The organism is Thalassobaculum sp. OXR-137, from assembly GCF_034377285.1.
Taxonomy (GTDB): Bacteria; Pseudomonadota; Alphaproteobacteria; order Thalassobaculales; family Thalassobaculaceae; genus Thalassobaculum.
The window spans coordinates 5,119,172-5,136,726 of sequence record NZ_CP139715.1 but is presented as its reverse complement, the minus strand read 5'-3'; the positions used below and the strand labels follow the sequence as shown (position 1 = coordinate 5,136,726).

The 17,555-nt window shown below is 67.1% G+C and carries 15 protein-coding genes; 10 read left to right on the top strand and 5 right to left on the bottom strand.

Annotated features, from left to right (window positions below):
- The first annotated feature begins 161 nt into the window (after positions 1-161).
- Together T8K17_RS23785 and mgtE are read left to right on the top strand one after the other, a co-directional pair.
- Positions 162-2,453, top strand: coding sequence for an NADP-dependent malic enzyme (locus T8K17_RS23785; RefSeq protein WP_322332204.1), 2,292 nt, complete (start codon positions 162-164; stop codon positions 2,451-2,453).
- Between the two features lie 13 nt (positions 2,454-2,466).
- Positions 2,467-3,975: a magnesium transporter gene (gene mgtE, locus T8K17_RS23780; RefSeq protein ID WP_322332203.1), complete on the top strand. Its 1,509-nt coding sequence runs from the start codon at positions 2,467-2,469 to the stop codon at positions 3,973-3,975.
- Positions 3,976-4,135: 160 nt separating this feature from the next.
- On the opposite strand, the gene T8K17_RS23775 is transcribed toward mgtE, so the two are convergent.
- Positions 4,136-5,191 carry an alcohol dehydrogenase gene (locus T8K17_RS23775; RefSeq protein ID WP_322332202.1) on the bottom strand — a complete coding sequence of 352 codons (1,056 nt, stop codon included), beginning with the start codon at positions 5,189-5,191 and terminating at the stop codon, positions 4,136-4,138.
- A 421-nt stretch (positions 5,192-5,612) separates the two neighbouring features.
- On the opposite strand from T8K17_RS23775, the gene T8K17_RS23770 reads away from it, so the two are divergent.
- Positions 5,613-5,789 carry a hypothetical protein gene (locus T8K17_RS23770; protein WP_322332201.1) on the top strand — a complete coding sequence of 59 codons (177 nt, stop codon included), beginning with the start codon at positions 5,613-5,615 and terminating at the stop codon, positions 5,787-5,789.
- On the opposite strand, the gene T8K17_RS23765 is transcribed toward T8K17_RS23770, so the two are convergent.
- Both T8K17_RS23765 and T8K17_RS23760 read right to left on the bottom strand, forming a co-directional pair.
- Positions 5,786-6,667: a DMT family transporter gene (locus T8K17_RS23765; protein WP_322332200.1), complete on the bottom strand. Its 882-nt coding sequence runs from the start codon at positions 6,665-6,667 to the stop codon at positions 5,786-5,788. The genes T8K17_RS23770 and T8K17_RS23765 overlap by 4 nt on opposite strands.
- 11 nt (positions 6,668-6,678) lie before the next feature.
- Positions 6,679-7,578, bottom strand: coding sequence for a DMT family transporter (locus T8K17_RS23760; protein ID WP_322332199.1), 900 nt, complete (start codon positions 7,576-7,578; stop codon positions 6,679-6,681).
- 163 nt (positions 7,579-7,741) lie between these two features.
- Here T8K17_RS23760 and T8K17_RS23755 point away from each other — a divergent pair, with 163 nt between their 5' ends.
- From T8K17_RS23755 to T8K17_RS23730, 6 genes are all read left to right on the top strand, one after another.
- The gene (locus T8K17_RS23755) at positions 7,742-8,788 is read left to right on the top strand and encodes a cyclase family protein (protein WP_322332198.1); all 1,047 of its coding nucleotides are present in this window, start codon (positions 7,742-7,744) and stop codon (positions 8,786-8,788) included.
- 14 nt (positions 8,789-8,802) lie between these two features.
- Entirely contained in the window at positions 8,803-10,911 is a 2,109-nt protein-coding gene (locus T8K17_RS23750; protein WP_322332197.1) for an acetate--CoA ligase family protein, read from the top strand.
- 26 nt (positions 10,912-10,937) lie between these two features.
- Entirely contained in the window at positions 10,938-11,954 is a 1,017-nt protein-coding gene (locus T8K17_RS23745; protein WP_322332196.1) for a nitronate monooxygenase, read from the top strand.
- Complete coding sequence (locus tag T8K17_RS23740) at positions 11,951-12,535, top strand: histidine phosphatase family protein (protein ID WP_322332195.1); 585 nt, start codon at positions 11,951-11,953, stop codon at positions 12,533-12,535. The genes T8K17_RS23745 and T8K17_RS23740 overlap by 4 nt, the downstream gene beginning before the upstream one ends.
- A 156-nt stretch (positions 12,536-12,691) precedes the next feature.
- A complete protein-coding gene (locus tag T8K17_RS23735; protein WP_322332194.1) occupies positions 12,692-12,943 on the top strand; it encodes a hypothetical protein in 252 nt (83 codons plus the stop codon).
- A 1-nt stretch (position 12,944) separates the two neighbouring features.
- A complete protein-coding gene (locus tag T8K17_RS23730; protein ID WP_322332193.1) occupies positions 12,945-13,340 on the top strand; it encodes a hypothetical protein in 396 nt (131 codons plus the stop codon).
- Between the two features lie 172 nt (positions 13,341-13,512).
- Here the strand turns inward: T8K17_RS23730 and T8K17_RS23725 are convergent, their stop codons facing one another.
- The gene (locus tag T8K17_RS23725; protein WP_322332192.1) at positions 13,513-14,472 is read right to left on the bottom strand and encodes a Gfo/Idh/MocA family protein; all 960 of its coding nucleotides are present in this window, start codon (positions 14,470-14,472) and stop codon (positions 13,513-13,515) included.
- A 163-nt stretch (positions 14,473-14,635) separates the two neighbouring features.
- Positions 14,636-16,219 (bottom strand): gamma-glutamyltransferase, encoded by a 1,584-nt coding sequence (gene ggt / locus T8K17_RS23720; protein WP_322332191.1) that lies wholly within the window; start codon positions 16,217-16,219, stop codon positions 14,636-14,638.
- Positions 16,220-16,387: 168 nt separating this feature from the next.
- On the opposite strand from ggt, the gene T8K17_RS23715 reads away from it, so the two are divergent.
- Positions 16,388-17,548, top strand: coding sequence for an acyl-CoA dehydrogenase family protein (locus T8K17_RS23715; protein ID WP_322332190.1), 1,161 nt, complete (start codon positions 16,388-16,390; stop codon positions 17,546-17,548).
- Positions 17,549-17,555 lie beyond the last annotated feature (7 nt).

Sequence of the window (17,555 nt, the reverse complement as noted above, 5' to 3'; positions counted from 1 at the left end):
TCTCTCTCCCAGACATCCGATAGAGTGCGATGACCTCCCCCTGAGGGGATGGTACGTCGATGCGCGCCAAATGGTCCGTGCTTGGTCGCGCACTGGCTCTTGGGCGCGCCCGGTCCGCCGTGTAAGGTCGGCGCCGACATACGGGCCTGCTGGAGCTGGGAATGGCGGAAGATCTGAAAGAAGCGGCGCTTTACTATCACGAGACGCCGGTGCCCGGGAAAATGGCCGTGGTGCCGACCAAGCCCATGGCGACGCAGCGCGATCTCTCGCTCGCCTATTCCCCCGGCGTCGCCTATGCCTGCATGGCCATCGTCGAGGATCCCAGCACCGCCGCCCGCTATACCGGCCGCCAGAATCTGGTCGGGGTGGTGACCAACGGCACCGCCGTGCTCGGTCTCGGCAATATCGGCCCGCTCGCCTCCAAGCCGGTGATGGAGGGCAAGGCCGCCCTGTTCAAGAAATTCGCCGATATCGACGTCTTCGACATCGAGGTGGCGGAGCTGGATGTCGACCGTTTCGTCGACGTGGTCGCGGCGATGGAGCCGACCTTCGGCGGCATCAATCTGGAAGACATCAAGGCGCCGGAATGCTTCGAGATCGAACGCAAGCTGCGCCAGCGCATGAACATCCCGGTCTTCCACGACGACCAGCACGGCACTGCGATCTGCGTCGCCGCGGCGATCTTCAACGCGCTGCGTCTCGTTGAGAAGCCGCTGGAGACGGTCCGGCTCGTCACCTCGGGCGCGGGCGCGGCGGCGATGGCCTGCGTCGACCTGCTGGTGGCGATGGGGCTGAAGATCGAGAACGTGATCCTCACCGACATCGACGGGGTGGTCTATACCGGCCGCAACCAGATGAACCCGGTGATCGCCCGCTATGCGACCGACACGCCGATGCGGACCCTGGCCGAGGCGGTGGACGGGGCGGACATCTTCCTCGGGCTTTCGGCCCCCGGCGTGCTGAAGCCGGAGATGGTCAGGACGATGGCGGCCAAGCCGATCATCATGGCGCTGGCCAATCCGACGCCGGAGATCATGCCGGAGGAGGCCAAGGCGGTGCGCGACGACGCGATCATCGCCACCGGCCGCTCGGACTATCCGAACCAGGTGAACAACGTCCTGTGCTTCCCCTTCATCTTCCGCGGCGCACTCGACGTAGGCGCGACGACGATCAACGAGGAGATGAAGATCGCCGCGGTGACGGCCATCGCCGACCTGGCGATGCAGGAGGCCTCCGACATCGTCGCCACCGCCTATAGCGGCCAGGAGCTCTCCTTCGGGCCGGAATACCTGATCCCGAAGCCGTTCGACCCGCGCCTGATCATGGAGATCGCCCCCCGCGTCGCCCAGGCGGCGATGGACAGCGGCGTGGCCGTCCGGCCGATCGAGGATTTCGACGCCTACCGCCAGAAGCTGTCGCAGTTCGTCTACCGCTCCGGCCAGGTGATGCGGCCGATCTTCTTCAAGGCGCGCGAGGAGCCGAAGCGGGTCGTCTTCGCCGAGGGCGAAGAGGAACGGGTGCTGCGGGCGGTCCAGTCGGTGCTGGACGAGAAGCTGGCCAAGCCGATCCTGATCGGCCGACCGGACGTGATCGAGCGGCGCCTCGACCGGTTCGGCCTGCGCCTCAAGGTCGGTCGCGACGTGGAGGTGGTCGATCCCAACAATGACGACCGATACGAGCTGTACTGGCGCACCTATCACGGCCTCCTGGAGCGCCGCGGCGTGTCGCCCGACCGCGCTCGCGAGGTGGTGCGCACCAACGACACGGTGATCGCCGCCCTGATGATGCAGCTCGGCGATGCCGACGCGGCGATCTGCGGCACGGTGGGGCGCTACTGGGACCACCTGAAGCATGTGCGTCAGGTCATCGGACCGCGGCGCGGGGTGAAGGAACTGTCCGCGGTCAGCCTGCTGATCCTGCCCCAGGGCTCCTACTTCATGGTCGACACCCATGTGACCCCGGATCCCAGCGCCGACGCGCTGGTGGAGATGGTGGAACTGGCGGCGATCGAGGTGAAGGCGTTCGGTCTGGAGCCGAAGGTGGCGTTTGTCTCCCACTCGCATTTCGGATCCTCCGACGAGGCGTCGGCGCTAAAGATGCGCGAGGCCGTCGCCAAGCTGGCGGCGAAGCATCCAGGGCTCGAGGTCGAGGGCGAAATGCACGCCGACAGCGCCATCTCCGAAGTAGTGCGGAACCGGACCTTTCCGAACTCCCGTCTGCAGGGCGCGGCGAACCTTTTGGTCATGCCGACGTTAGACTCAGCGAACGTGGCGTTTAATCTGCTCAAATCGACGGGGCAGGGACTTTCGGTGGGCCCGATGCTGGTCGGAAGCGCGAAGCCGATGCATATCCTTACCCAGTCGGTGACTGTGCGTGGCATCATCAACATGACCGCCGTCGCCGTCGTCGACGCCCAGGCCCATGAAGTGGCGCGCCGCAAGCCGGCCCGCTGAAACGCGGTGATGCATGACCCCAGACGATCGTCCGGACGAGACTGACGCGCCCGAAGCGAAGATTGGGGAGCAGCATGGCACCAAGAGAAAACCGAAGGTCAAGAAGCGGGAACTGAAGGCCAAGATCCGGGCGCTTGAAGCGGAGATCGCCGAGACTCGCGAGAGCGTGCCGGACGAGCCTCTCTACGGCCTCACCCCGCGGCTTGAGGCCGCCGTCATCCGGGCGCTCGACCAGGAGCGCCTGCCGATCATTCCGCGTCTGCTGCGCCCGCTTCACCCGGCCGACCAGGCCGACCTGATCGAGCGGCTGACCCCGGAGCAGCGGCTGACGCTGATCGCCGCGATGGGCGCGACCTTCGACGCCGATATTCTCGCCTATCTGGATGTCACGGTGCGCGACGAGCTGGTCGCCACCCTGGGCGAGGAGGATCTGACCCGGTTCCTGTCGGCGCTGGATTCCGACGATGCCGTCGATCTGTTCGGCGAGCTGGAGGAGGAGGACCAGGCCCGTATCCTCGCCGCCCTGCCGGCGAAGGACCGGATCTTCCTGGAGGAAGGCCTGAACTTCCCGGAGGATTCCGCCGGCCGTCTGATGCAGCGCGAGATGGTCGTGGTGCCGTCCCACTGGACGGTGGGCCAGACCATCGATTTCCTGCGGACCGTCCGCGACCTGCCCGACGATTTCTACGACATCTTCGTGGTCGACCCCGGCCACCGGCCGGTCGGCGAACTGGCCCTGTCGCATCTGCTGCGCTCCAAGCGGCCGGTGCGGGTATCCGACATCATGCGCAAGGATTTCCGCAAGATCCGCGCAGAGATGGACCAGGAAGAGGTGGCGCTGCTGTTCCGGCAATACGGTCTGGTCGCCGCCCCGGTGGTGAGCGAGGACGAGCGGCTGCTCGGCGTGATCACGGTCGACGACGTGGTGGACGTCATCGACGAAGAGGCGGAGGAGGATCTGATGCGCCTCGCCGGTCTGGGCGAGAGCGACCTCTACGGCTCCCTGTGGGACACCACCAAGACCCGGTTCCCCTGGCTGGTGATGAACCTGCTGACCGCCATCGCCGCCTCCCTGGTGATCGGGATGTTCGAGGCGACCATCGAGAAGGTGGTGGCGCTGGCGGTGCTGATGCCGATCGTCGCCTCCATGGGAGGCAATGCCGGCACCCAGACCCTGACGGTCGCGGTGCGCGCGCTCGCCATGCGCGACATCGACACCCGCAACGCCATGAAGTTCATCTTGAAGGAGACGGTGGTCGGGTCGCTGAACGGGATCGCGTTTGCGGTCCTGGTGGCGGGCGCGTCGATCGCCTGGTTCGGCGATTTTGAGATCGCCTGGATCATCGCCGTGGCGATGGTGCTGAACCTGGTTGTGGCCGGGCTGGCGGGGACGCTGATTCCGCTGGGCCTGCAGCGCTTCAACATCGACCCTGCGGTGGCGAGCGGCGTGTTCCTGACCACCGTGACCGATGTGGTCGGGTTCTTCGCGTTCCTCGGGCTGGCGACGCTGTTCTTGTTGTGATGGTGCGATAGGGCCGCGAAACACCCCATCATTGTCATCCCGAACTTGTTTCGGGACCTCATCTTGGCCGTCGGTCGTAAGGTCCCGAAACGAGTTCGGGATGACGGAGTGTGAGAGAGCGTGGGGCGCCAGGACTGGTATGCCCCGGCGCCCCGAGCCGTCAGCTCGTCAGCACCACGCGGCCGGTGATGCGGCCGGCCTTGAGGTCCTGCAGGGTGTCGTAGGCGGTTTCCAGCGGCCGGGTCTCCATCGGGATCGGCTTGACCTTGCCGGTCTTCACCAGCTCCATCAACTCCTTCAGCTCGCCCAGCGAGCCCACATAGGAGCCCATGATCGACAGCGCCCGCATCGGGAGGGTCGGCAGGGACACTGTCATCTCGCCGCCATACAGGCCGACGATGACGTAGCGCCCGCCCTTGCGCACCGCGCCGATGCCGACGCTGGAGGTGGCCTCGCCGCCGACCGTGTCGACCACCGCCCGCAGCTCGCCGCCGGCGATCTTCTGCAGCTCGGCGATGGCGTTCTCGGCGGTCTTGGAGTTCAGCACCGCATCGGCGCCGGTCTTCTTGGCGGCTTCCAGCTTCTCATCGTCGATATCGACCGAGATGACGTTCTTCACGCCCATGCCCTTGGCGATGGCGACGGCCGACAGACCCAGGCCGCCGGCGCCGAAGATCGCCAGCCATTCGGTGTCGAGCACCGGCATCGCCTTCTTCAGCGCCGAATAGACGGTCACGCCGGAGCAGGAATAGGGGGTGGCGACGGTCGGATCGACATCGCCGATATCGACCAGATACTTCGGATGCGGCACCAGGCAGTGGGTGGCGTAGCCGCCGTCGCGGAAGATGCCGATGGAACGCATGGTCGGGCAGTGGTTCTCCTGCTCCGCCTTGCAGGCCGAGCACTCGCCGCAGCCGAGCCAGGGGTGGACCAGCATGGTCTTGCCGATCAGCGCGTCCTTGGCGTCGGGACCGGCGGCGATGACCTCGCCAAGGATCTCGTGGCCGAGGGTCACCGGCAGGCGCTGGCCGCGGGCGATGATGTCGAGCTTCTTGCCGCCGCCCAGGTCGAAATAGCCGTCGGAGATGTGGATGTCCGAATGGCACACGCCGGCATGGGTCACGCGGACCAGCACCTCGGTCCCGGTCGGCGTGGGATCCTCGCGCTCGACTTCCTCGAACGGTTTGCCGGGCTGGACCAGTTGGTAGCTACGCATCGTCGTCTCGCTCCCTTGGGGCTTCTTGCTGAGATGATTTTTTGGTCGGTCTGGGAACCCGGCGCCGGGCCGGCTCCATCCCTGTGATCGCTCGGATTTAAGCCCATTGGCGGGCCTGCGCGCAAACCCTGGATTTGACGCAGGTATCCCGTCGACGCACAAACGTCATTAAGAGTTTGCTAAGAATTAGTCATCTACTTTAGATTGATAGCAGGATGATGTACTTGATGGGTGGTGTATCATGCGGGGTTATCAGAAGCATCCGCGGATGTCTCAAAACAAATTGATTACAATTGTCTGCTTTTTGCTCGGTGCCGTGTGCTTTCGAGGCGGGATGGTTGACGTCGATTTCTTGTATGTCGTTTTAAATTCCAGCGTATTTAAGATAATGTTCGGAATATACGTGTTCTCGGGCGGGTTCATGGTTCTGGTATCGAACCTCTACCTGATATTCAGTGGGTACGGGCTGGTGCCGTCCCGAGGGGATCTGCACAAGGCGCCGGCGCTCGTGCAGGTCTCGTACCGGTACTTTTACCGGCCGATCCTCGGCTTCATGATGTTCCTGGCCGGTGGGGCGCTGGCGAACGCGTTGTTCTAGAGCGGTTTCTTGGCCGCTACGGCGCGCACCCGCTCGCGCCACCACACATAGAGCCCGCTGGCGACGATGATGCCGGCGCCGATCACGGTCCACAGGTCCGGCAGGTCGTCGAACACGATGAATCCGATCGCGGTCGCCCAGACCAGCAAGGTATAGTTGAACGGTTGAAGCACGCTGGCGGGGGCGACTTCGAGCGCCTTGATCACCGTGGCGTGGCCGATCGACCCGAGCAGTCCCGCCAGCACCAGCAGCGCCCAGCCCTCCGCGTCCGGCCATTTCCAGTCGAACGGACCGAACAGGCTCATGGCGAGGAAGCCGACCCAGCCGGTGTAGAGCAGGATCGTGACCATCCCGTCCGTGCGCGAGAGCAGCTTGGTCATCACCTGATAGACAGCGAACATGATGGCGCCCGCCAGCGGCAGCAGGGCGGCCAGTTCGAACACGGCCAGGCCGGGCCGCAGGATGACCAGCATCCCGATGAAGCCGATGCCGACGGCGGTCCAGCGCCGCAGGCCGACCTGCTCGCCCAGAAACAGCGCCGACAGCGCGGTGATCACCAGTGGGAAGACGGCGCCGATGGAGTGGGATTCGGCAAGCTGCAGATAGCGGAAGCCGAGAATGAAGCAGCCGATCTCCGCCACCAGCAGCAGGGCGCGGGCGGTCTGGAACACCGGCCGGCTCGTGCGGAAGTGAGGCATGATCCCGCCGCCGCGCCGCCAGGCGAGGAAGGTGGCGAAGGCGGCGAAGAAGCCGAAGCGGACCCAGAGGATCTGCGCCACGGAATACTCCATGGTCAGTGTCTTCGACACCGCGTCCATCCCGGCGAAGCCGAAATTGGCCAGCAGGATGAGCAGGATGCCCCGCGCGGCGGTAGACATGGGAACCCGGCTCACGATGCCTTCACCTGACGCTCGCGCCACCAGGCATACAGGCCGCTGGCCACGATGACCGCAGCGCCGGCCAGGGTGATCTCGTCCGGCAGGTGGCCGAACACCACCAGCCCGGCGATCGTCGCCCAGACCACCTGCAGATAGGTGAAAGGCTGCAGCGTGCTGGCCGGGGCGCGGGAGAAGGCGACGATGATCAGCGAATGTCCGATGGTTCCGACCGCGGCCACCAGAACCAGCAGCACGCCCTGTTCCAGGGTGGGCGTGCGCCAGTCGAAGGGCAGGGCGATGGAGAAGACGGCTAACCCGATCCAGGCGGTGGTCAGCGCGATCCCGTCGTTTCGGTCGGTCCGGCTGAGCAGCCGGGTCAGGACCAGGTACAGCGCATAGACCGCACCGGCGAACAGCGCCACGAAGGCGGCCGGGTCGAACACGTCGGTGCCCGGCCGCACCACGATCAGCACCCCGACGAAGCCGATGCCGACCGCCGTCCAGCGGCGCGGCCCCACATGCTCGCCCAGGATCGGCACCGACAGGGCGGTGACGATCAGCGGGAAGGTGCAGACCACCGTCGTTACCGTGGCGATCGGCAGCAGGTTCAGAGCCAGCACCATGGCCGCCATATTGACCGGCAGCAGCAGGGCGCGGGTGACATGCAGCACCGGCCGCCGGGTCCGCAGGACGCTGCGCAGCGTGCCGTTGCGGGCGGCATCCACCGTCGTCGTCACGGCGAAGGCGGCGAAGAAGCCCCAGACGATCTGCGCCGCGCCGAAATCGTCGGACAGCAGCTTCACCATGGTGTCCATGGCGGTGAACACGATCTGGGCCGTGACCATGCAGGCGATGGCCAGCGCCAGCGATTCCTGCGCGGGCTGTGGGGCGGCGGCGACGGGTGCGGACATCTTGACCTCGGGTTGCGGCGCTTCGCTATCACGCGGCCGGCCGCTGCGGTAGAGGGCTTGGCGGGTGTGGTCTTGCGCCGGCCCGCGCCACCCGCGACAATCGCCGTCCGACCAAACAAGCGCCGCCCGGCCAAGAGGCGGCATATCCGGGATGGAGGAAGCGATGGCGGGACGGTGGGTGAACCGGCCTGAGGGCTCGAATTGGGGCGATTTCGGCCCGGACGATCAGCGCGGCAGGCTCAACCTCCTGACCCCCGAGCGGGTGGTCGAGGCGGTGAAGGAAGTGAAGACCGGAGAGCGGTTCTGCCTCGCCCTGCCGATGGACCTCCCCGGTGGCCGCGACCTGAACCCGCGCCGGTTTCCGCCGCGCCTCTTCGCCACCGAGCGCAACAACCTGGCGAACTACAACTTCGCCATGGAGCAGGTGAACCCGGAGCTGACCGACGTGGTCTGCGACGACGCCGCCCTGATCTGCCTGCAGTACTCCTCCCAGTGGGACAGCTTGACCCATGTGGGGTCCATGTTCGATGCCAACGGGGACGGCGTGCCGGAGGTCGTCTATTACAACGGCTGGAGCGGGCTCGAGCACAAGCTCGCCGGCGACCCGAACGACAAGGCCGACCCGCTGATGCGCTTCGAGGGCGTGCGGGCCAAGGCCCTGGGCATCGAGAACATGGCCAAGGCATGCGTGCAGGGCCGCGGCGTGATGATCGATCTGTACCGCCATCTCGGCGACGGCCGCACCGTGGTCGACTTCAAGACCCTGAAGAAGATCATGGATGCCGACGGCGTGGTCGTGGAAGAAGGCGACATGGTCTGCCTGCACACCGGCTTCTCCCAGAAGCTGGTCGACATGGCGGGCAAGCCCGACCCTGACGTGCTGCACGGCGCCTGCGCCGCGCTCGACGGTAGCGACCCGGAGCTGCAGAACTGGGTGCGCGACAGCGGGCTGTCGGTGCTCATCGCCGACAACTACGCGGTCGAGCAGGTCGGATCGGTCGATCCGGCCGGCGGGGCGAAGCGGGAGATGCTGCCGCTGCACCAGCTCTGCCTGTTCAAGCTCGGCGTGCACCTGGGCGAGATCTGGTACCTGACGGAGCTGGCGAACTGGCTGCACGAGAACGGGCGCAGCCGCTTCCTGCTCACGGCCCCGCCGCTGAACCTGCCCGGCGCGGTCGGTTCGCCGGCCAACGCCATCGCCACCGTCTGATCGCAGGCATCCGCATGACCAAGGACAGACCCGACGTCAGCACGCTGACGCCGCTCATCGCGCCGCGATCCATCGCCGTCATCGGCGCGTCCGACGATCCCAAGCGGATCGGCGGGCGGCCGTTGGGCTACATGATCCGGGGCGGTTTCTCAGGCCCGATCTGGCCTGTGAACCCGAAACGCGACACCGTGCAGGGCCTGCAGGCCTATACCGACGTCGCCGCTCTGCCCGGCACCCCGGACGCCGCGATCGTCGCGGTGCCGGCGCCGATGGTGGCCGACACCCTGGAAGCGCTGGCCGACAAGGGCTGCAAGGGCGCGGTCGTCTTCTCCTCCGGCTTCGCCGAGATGGGGGAGGAGGGCGCAAAGCTCCAGGACCGGGTGCGCTCGGTGGCGCGGGCCGGCGGCATCCGGGTGCTCGGGCCGAACTGCCTGGGCATCTTCAACGCCCGCTGCAACTGGCTCGCCACCTTCTCCTCCTCCGTCGACCACCTGCTGCCGAAACCGGGGCCGGTGTCGATCGCCAGCCAGTCCGGCGCCTATGGCAGCCACGTCTTCCACCTGATGCGCCAGAAAGGGGTGGAGACCGGGATCTGGATCACCACCGGCAACGAGGCCGATGTGGATGTGGCCGACGCCATCGCCTATCTGGCGGCCGACGAGGAGACCAAGGCCATCGTCGCCTATGCCGAGGGCATCCGCGACGGCGACGCCACCCGCGCAGCTTTGGAGTCGGCGGCGAAGGCCGGCAAGCCGGTGATCTTCCAGAAGGTCGGCCGCTCCGAAATCGGGGCCGCCGCTGCGGCCTCCCATACCGCGGCGCTGGCCGGGTCCGACCGGGTCTACGACGCGCTGTTCGCCCAGTACGGGGTGATGCGGGTCGACACCACCGACCAGATGCTGGATGCCGCCTATATCTGCTCGCGCGGCGCCTATCCCAACGGCAACGCCGTTGGCCTGATGACCATCTCCGGCGGCGTCGGCGTGCAGATGGCGGATGCGGCCATCGACTACGGCCTCGACGTGAAGGAGATGCCGGCCGACACCCAGAAGGCGCTGAAGGAACTGCTGCCCTTCGCCGCTGTCCGCAACCCGGTCGACATCACCGCCCAGGCGTTCAACGACCTGTCGCTGATCACCACCAACATGCGGATGATGCTGGACGAGGGCGGCTACGACGTGGTGGTCGCGTTCTTCACCATGATCGCCGCCTCGCGCTACATCGCCGACGACCTGATCAAGACCTTGCAGGAAACGCGGGAACGGTTCCCCGACAAGTCGATCATCCTGTCCCTCATCGCGCCGCCGGAGATCGTGCGACACTACGAGGAGGGCGGCTATCCGGTCTTCGAGGACCCGACCCGGGCGGTCGCCGCGGCGGCGGTGATCAGCCGCTTCGGCCGGTTCTTCGCCCGCCCCCAAGAAGCGGCCCCTCCGGCGGCCCCGTCGGGCGCGCAGGCGGTCCCGGCCCGGCAGTTGGGCGAGCACGAGGCTTCCGACCTGCTGGAAAGCTGGGGCGTGCCGTTCGTCCCGCGCCGGCTGGCCACCAGCGCCCACGAGGCGGAAGAGGCGGTGAAGGCGCTCGGCGGCAAGGCGGTGCTGAAGATCGCCTCGGCCGACATCCTGCACAAGACCGAGGTCGGTGGGGTGATCGTCGGGGTCACCCAGAGCAACGCAGCCGCCGCCTATGACGGTCTGGTCACGCGGGTCGCCCAGGCGGCGCCAAAGGCGAAGATCGATGGCGTTCTGGTCGCCGCCATGGCACCGGAGGGTGTCGAGACGGTGATCGGCGTGCAGAACGATCCGACCTTCGGACCGGTGGTCATGGTCGGCCTCGGCGGCATCCTGGTGGAGGTGCTGGAGGACGTGTCCTTCCGTCTGGCGCCATTCGGCGTGGAGGAGGCCAAGCGCATGATCGCGGAGCTCAAGGGCGCGAAGATCTATGGCGGGGTGCGAGGCGCGCCGCCGGCCGATGTGGACGCGCTCGCCGAGCTTCTGGCCAAGGTCTCGGTCTTCGCCGCCAGCGAGGGCGCGCGGATCGAAAGCGTCGACCTGAACCCGGTGCGGGTGCTACCAAAGGGCGAGGGATGCGTGGCGCTCGATGCCCTGATCGTGCCCCGCTGATCACGCCGGAATAGGGAGCGGCAGCCATGCGACCGCAGCGTTTCAAGACCCGCATCACCGAGCTGTTCGGCATCGACCATCCGATCGTCGCCGGCGGCCTGATGTGGCTGTCGGATGCGGCCTATGTGGCGGCGGTGGTCAATGCCGGCGGCATGGGCTTCATCACCGCCAAGACCTTCCCCGGCCCCGGCGAGTTCGAGGCCGAGTTGGACAAGGCCAAGCGGCTCACCGGCGGCAAGCCGTTCGGCGTGAACCTCTACCTCTCGGTCCATACCGACCACAACAAGGACCTGCCGGCCCAGTTGGAGGTCGCACTGGACAAGGGCGTGCGCCATTTCGAGACGGCGGGGCTGCCGCCGCTCGATTTCGTGGAGCGGATCAAGGATGCCGGCGGCGTGGTGTTCCACAAGGTCGCCACGGTGAAGCATGCGGTCTCCGCCGCCTCCAAGCTGCCGGTCGACGCGATCGCCGTGGTCGGGGCCGAGTGCGGGGGCCATCCGGGGCTGAACCTGGTCGGCTCCATCGTCCAGGCGCCGCTGGCGGTGCAGCGGGTCGACAAACCGGTCCTGATCGGCGGCGGGATCGGCACCGGGGCGCAGGTCGCGGCCGTGCTAGCCATGGGCGCGGAGGCGGCGCTGATCGGCACCCGCTTCCTGGTGGCCAGCGAGATCTGGAGCCACGACGCCATCAAGCAGCGGGTGGTCGACGCCCAGGAGACGGACACCACCCTGGTGCTCGCCTCCATGCGCAACACCTTCCGCGGCATCGACAACGCCACCACCCGCGCCATCGCCGAGCTGGAGCGCCAGGGCGTGACCGATTTCGAGGCCTACCGCCCCTATGTGATGGGGCTCGCCCAGAAGCAGGCCTATACCGAGGGCGACCCGGAGAAGGGCATCCTGTCCATGGGCCAGGCCTGCGTCTTCGCCGACCGGATCGAGCCGGTGGAGGCGATCATGGACCGACTGATCGACGAGGCCGCCGCCGCCGCCGGACGTTTGGGCGGACTGACCGCCGGCGGGACCGCCGCCGCCGCCGAGTGACGGCGGAACCGACCCTCTACTTCATCACCCACGCCGACGTGGTGATCGACCCGTCGGTGGCGATCACCGACTGGCCGCTGACGGAGCGGGGCCGCAAGCGTATGGCCGCACTCGCCGCATCGGCCTGGCTGTGGCGGCTGACCGCCCTCTACAGCAGCACCGAGCGTAAGGCGCTGGACGGCGCGGCGGTGCTGGCCGGGTTGACGGGACTGGCTCCGGTCGCCCGCGCGGATCTGGGCGAGAACGACCGTTCGGCGACCGGCTATCTTCCCCCGGACGCGTTCCAGACGGCCGCCGATGCCTTCTTCGCAGATCCCACGCAGAGCGTCCGCGGCTGGGCCCGGGCGGTGGACGAACAGGCCCGGATCGTCGCCGCCCTGGAGGCGTTGATGGCGGAAGCCGCCGGGGATGCGGCCGTGGTCAGCCATGGGGCGGTCGGCGCCCTGGCCCTGGCGCATTATTCGGGGGAGCCGATCTCCCGCGCGCTCGACCAGCCGGGAGCGGCCGGCGGCAACTACTTCGCGCTCTCCATTCCACGGCGGCAGGTGCTGCACGGCTGGCGACCGGTCGATCCGTCCTGACGGCTGGGTTCGTTGCTTGGTCCTGACTTTCGTCAGGATGACGGCTGCCCTTTTGATCCCTCCCTCCGTCATCCTGATGCAAATCAGGATCCAGCCGCTTGCCTCGGCTAACGAATATGTTATCAATGTACCAAGATAACAAATCGAGAGCGATCCATGCCGACCTCCAAACCCATCGACCGTGTGCAGACCGGCGTGCGGATCGAACGCCGGCTGCTGAAGGTCATGAAGGGCGTGGCCGAACTGCACGACATGAGCCTCGGCGACCTGATCGAGGGGGTCATGCTTCACGCCTTCGAGGGCAAGCAGCCGTTCGGCGAGGAGACCCTGAAGCGGGCCGCCCAACTCCGCGAGGTCTACGGCCTCGACCTGACCGCGGCCGACAGTCATAAGCTGACGGAGGCGTGAGGTGACCCACAACGATTTCGCCGCCGCCTTCGAGGCGCTGACCCTGCCGCCGTCCGAGTTCCGTCATGCCGGGCATGTGCGGCTCGCCTGGATCTATCTGACGCGGATGTCCCTTCCGGACGCCATGACCCGGTATGCGTCGAGCCTGCGGGCCTTCGCCGGCCATGTGGGCAAGCCCGGCCTGTTCCACGAGACGATCACCTACGCCTTCCTCATGGTCATCAACGAGCGGATCGCCGACGGACCGGACGCGGAGAGCTGGGAGGATTTCCAGGCGCGCAACCCGGATGTGATGGCGGGGGTGACGGCGGCGCTGGGCCGGTACTACAGCGACGAACGCCTCGGCAGCGACCGTGCCCGGGCGGGATTCGTCATGCCGGATCGGCTGGCGGGGTGAGGGGGCACACCGTGTCCGGGTCCCGGCCTTGCCCCGGATCACGTCCGGCGGCAAGCCGGGATGACGATGAAATTTACACGACCAAATCCGTCATCCCGGTCTGACCCGGACTTGATCCGGGGCAGGACCGGGACCGTTACTCACACGGCGGCAAACGCTCCGGCGACGACCCTCACGTCCCCGCCAGGATCCCCTCGATCTTCTGCTGCACGCTGAACGCGTCGTCCAGCGTGGCGAGCTTCGACGGGCGGCCGCTGAGCAGGTCGTCAAGCGCACTGAGCTGGGCGCCGAGGCTGATCTTGCGCGGGTCGGCCGGCGGGTCGAGGATTTCCTTCCACGCGCCACCGTCGGACTGGAACAGCCGGTAGAACTCGGCGACCAGGAAGCCGGTCTTCTCGAAGTTCAGATAGACTTCCTGGCGGTCCGGCTGCACGCCGCCGACCGAGCCGAGGATGGACACCGGCACGCCGGCCTCGTTCTCCAGCCGGGCGAGCACCTGGGTCTCGCACAGGGCCGGATCGGACGGGTAGGACGGCTTCGCCCAGACCAGCTTGGTGCGGCCCAGGATGCGCTCCGACAGGAAGACGAAATGGGAGATCACCTCGCGGGTGTAGCCGCCCTCGTCCTTGAAGCGCAGCCAGTCGGCATCGACCTGCCAGGCGCGCGGCCAGGCCGGGTAGGTGACGATGATGTTGATGTTGCTGAGCGCGCCGGTGGCACCGGAGGCGACGGCCTCCTGCACGGTGGCCAGCGCCTTGCCGGCGGCCTGGGTGAAGTTGACGGCGGCGGGCACGCCGGACGCCTTCAGCTTCTCCACCAGATCGCGGCTCTCCTCGATATCGACGCCGAGCGGCTTCTCCAGGAACACCGCCTTGCCGCAAGCGGCGGCCTCCAGGGCATAGGCCTTGCGCGGTACCGGCGGGCAGGCGAGGTAGACCACGTCGGCGGCGGCGATGGCGGCCGCAGCACTATCGACGATCGGCACGCCGGGGGCTTCCTCGGCGGCCTTCTTGCAGGCGGCCTCGGACGGATCCCACAGGGCGACCGGCTCGAAAGCGGCGTGCTCCAGGATACGGCCGAGCAGCCGCCGGCCCATGATGCCGAGGCCGATGATCGCGATCTTATGGGCCATGGCAGGCTCCCCCCTCTGAATACGCTCACTCCCCGGATCTAGTCCGGGGCCTACCCCTCCGCGGATCGGATGCCGGACGCTCCTTTAACTGCGACCGAGCAACCGATCCGTGGGTCCCGGCACGGGGCCGGGAGGTGTTCTTCGTTTATCTGCCCCCGAGGGATCAGTACCCCAGCGCGCAGCCGTCCTTGCGGGGATCGGAGCCGGCGACGAGGACGCCGTTCTTCTCGTCGATCAGCACAGCCTGGCCGCCGCCGATCGGCTTCGGCATGCGGGTCAGGCTGTGGCCCTTCTTCTCCAGCGCCGCATAGGTCTCCGGCGCGAAGGTGCTCTCCACTTGCAGGGTGCCCTCGGTGGCGAAGCTGCGGCTGTCGTCCAGGGCCTCCTGCGGGTCCATGCCGCGCATCAGCAGGTTGGACAGGAAGGTGGCGTGGCCGGTCGACTGGTACTGGCCGCCCATGACGCCGAACGGGGCGACGGCGCGGCCGTCCTTGACCAGCATGCCCGGGATGATCGTGTGCATCGGCCGCTTGTTCGGCGCGATGGCGTTCGGGTGGCCCTCCACGAGATGGAACGACTTGCCGCGGTTGTGCAGCATGACGCCCGTGTTCTCGCTCATGATGCAGCTTCCGAAATCGGAGAAAATCGAGTTGATGAAGCTGATCGCGGTGCCGTCCTTGTCGACGCAGGACAGGTAGATCGTGTCCTTATGCACCGGGAAGTCGCTCGGCTCGAACGCGCCGGCCTTGTTCGGGTCGATCATCGCGTCCAGCGCGGAGATGTGGGCGTCGGACAGCAGCCAGTCCACCGGCACGTCGACCTGGCGCGGATCGGCCACGTAGCGGTCGCGCTGGGCGTAGGCGAGCTTGGTGGCCTCGGCGATCAGGTGGACCCGGTCGGCCTGGCTCAGGCTGGCGACGTCGTGGCGGTCGAGGATCGACAGGATCATCAGCGCGCACACGCCCTGGCCGTTCGGCGGGCACTCGAAGACGTCATGACCGGCGAATTTGGCCTTGATCGGCTCGACCCATTCCGGGGCGGCGTTGGCGAAATCCTCCAGGCTGTGCAGACCGCCCAGCTTGTTCAGGCTGGCGACCATGTCCTCGGCCACAGCGCCGGTATAGAAGCCGTCGCGGCCCTTCTCGGCGAGGACCTTGAAGGTGGCGGCCAGCTTCGGCTGGCTGTGGCGGGTGCCGATGGCCGGCGCCTTGCCGCCGGGCAGCATGGCGGCCTTGGCCGCGGCGTTCTTCGACAGCTTCTCCACCGCGTCCTGCCAGTCGCTGCCGACGCGGGAACTGACCGGGTAGCCTTCTTCGGCGTACTTGATCGCCGGCTGCAGCAGCTCGCCCAGGGACTTGGTGCCGAACCGCTCCAGCAGGGCGGTCCAGGCACCGATGGCGCCGGGGACGGTGACCGTGTGCGGGTCGTTGGAGGCGCCAAGTTCGGTGATGCCCTTTTCCTGGAACCAGGACAGCTCGGCCTTGCCCGGCGCGCGGCCGGAACCGTTCATGGCGACGATGTCGCCGCTGCCCTTCGGCGCGATCAGGGCGAAGCAGTCGCCGCCGATTCCGGTCATGTGCGGCTCGACCACGCAGAGCACGGCGCAGGCGGCGATGGCCGCGTCCACGGCGGTGCCGCCGGATTTGAGAACGTCGAGGCCGACCTGGCTTGCCAACGGGTGGGACGTGGCGATGGCGGCATTGGGGGCATACACCGGGGAACGTCCGGGAAGGTGCAGATCGCGCATGGTCGGGTGTTTCCTCGCTTCGTTCGATTTGCAGCGGTTTAGCCGGTGTATACAAACTCGGCAAGCTGCGTGGACGACCGCGGACGCGGAACCTATAGTCCCGCCCACGATTTTGGATGACGCAAAAGCAACCGTGCCGATCAGGCATGACGATTATTGGAGGAAGCCGTGGCGCTCGACCAGGAGACGCTCAACCAGTTCGTGGACACCGTCCGCCGCTATGTGACCGAACGCCTGATCCCGTTGGAGGAACAGGTCAGCCGGGAGGACGCGATCCCCGAGGAGGTCTCCCAGGAGATGGCCGAGATGGGCCTCTACGGCCTGTCGATCCCCGAGGAATACGGCGGACTCGGCCTGTCCATGTCGGAGGAGGTGGTGATCGGCTATGAGCTGGGTCACACGGCACCCTGCTTCCGCTCGCTGATCGGCACCAATGTCGGCATCGGCAGCCAGGCCATCGTGATGGACGGCACCGAGGAGCAGAAGCGGGACTATCTGCCGCGTCTGGCCACCGGTGAGCTGGTCGGCTCGTTCTGTCTGACCGAGCCCGACAGCGGCTCCGACGCCGCCTCGGTGCGGACCTCCGCGAAGAAGGACGGCAACGGCTACATCCTGAACGGCACCAAGCGCTACATCACTAACTCGACCAAGGCGGGCGTGTTCACGGTGATGGCCCGCACCGACCCCGACAACAAGGGCGCGGGCGGCATCTCCGCCTTCCTGGTCGACGCCAAGTCGCCGGGCATCTCCACCGGCAAGCCGTACAAGAAGATGGGCCAGCAGGGCACCCACGTGGCCGACGTGATCTTCGAGGATGTGAGGGTCCCGGCCGACGCCATCATCGGCGGCGTTGAGGGTCAGGGCTTTAAGACGGCGATGAAGGTGCTGGACCGCGGCCGTCTGCACCTGTCCTCGGTCTGCATCGGCATGGCCGACCGGCTGATCACGGAGTGCCTGAACTACGCCACCGAGCGCAAGCAGTTCGGCCAGCCGCTCTCCGACTTCCAGCTCATCCAGGCGATGCTGGCCGACAGTAAGACCGAGGCCTATGCGGCCGAGGCGATGGTGAAGGACGCGGCCGCCAAGTTCGATGCCGGCGAGAACACCGCCATGGTCGCCGCCTGCGCGAAGTACTACGCCTCGGAAATGGTCGGCCGGGTGGCGGACCGGGCGGTGCAGATCCATGGCGGCGCCGGCTATATCAACGAATACGCGGTCGAGCGATTCTATCGCGACGTCCGGCTGTTCCGGATCTACGAGGGTACTTCGCAGATCCAGCAGATCGTGATCGCCCGCAACATGCTGCGCGCCCACGCGGCCTCCCGCTGATCCGGAG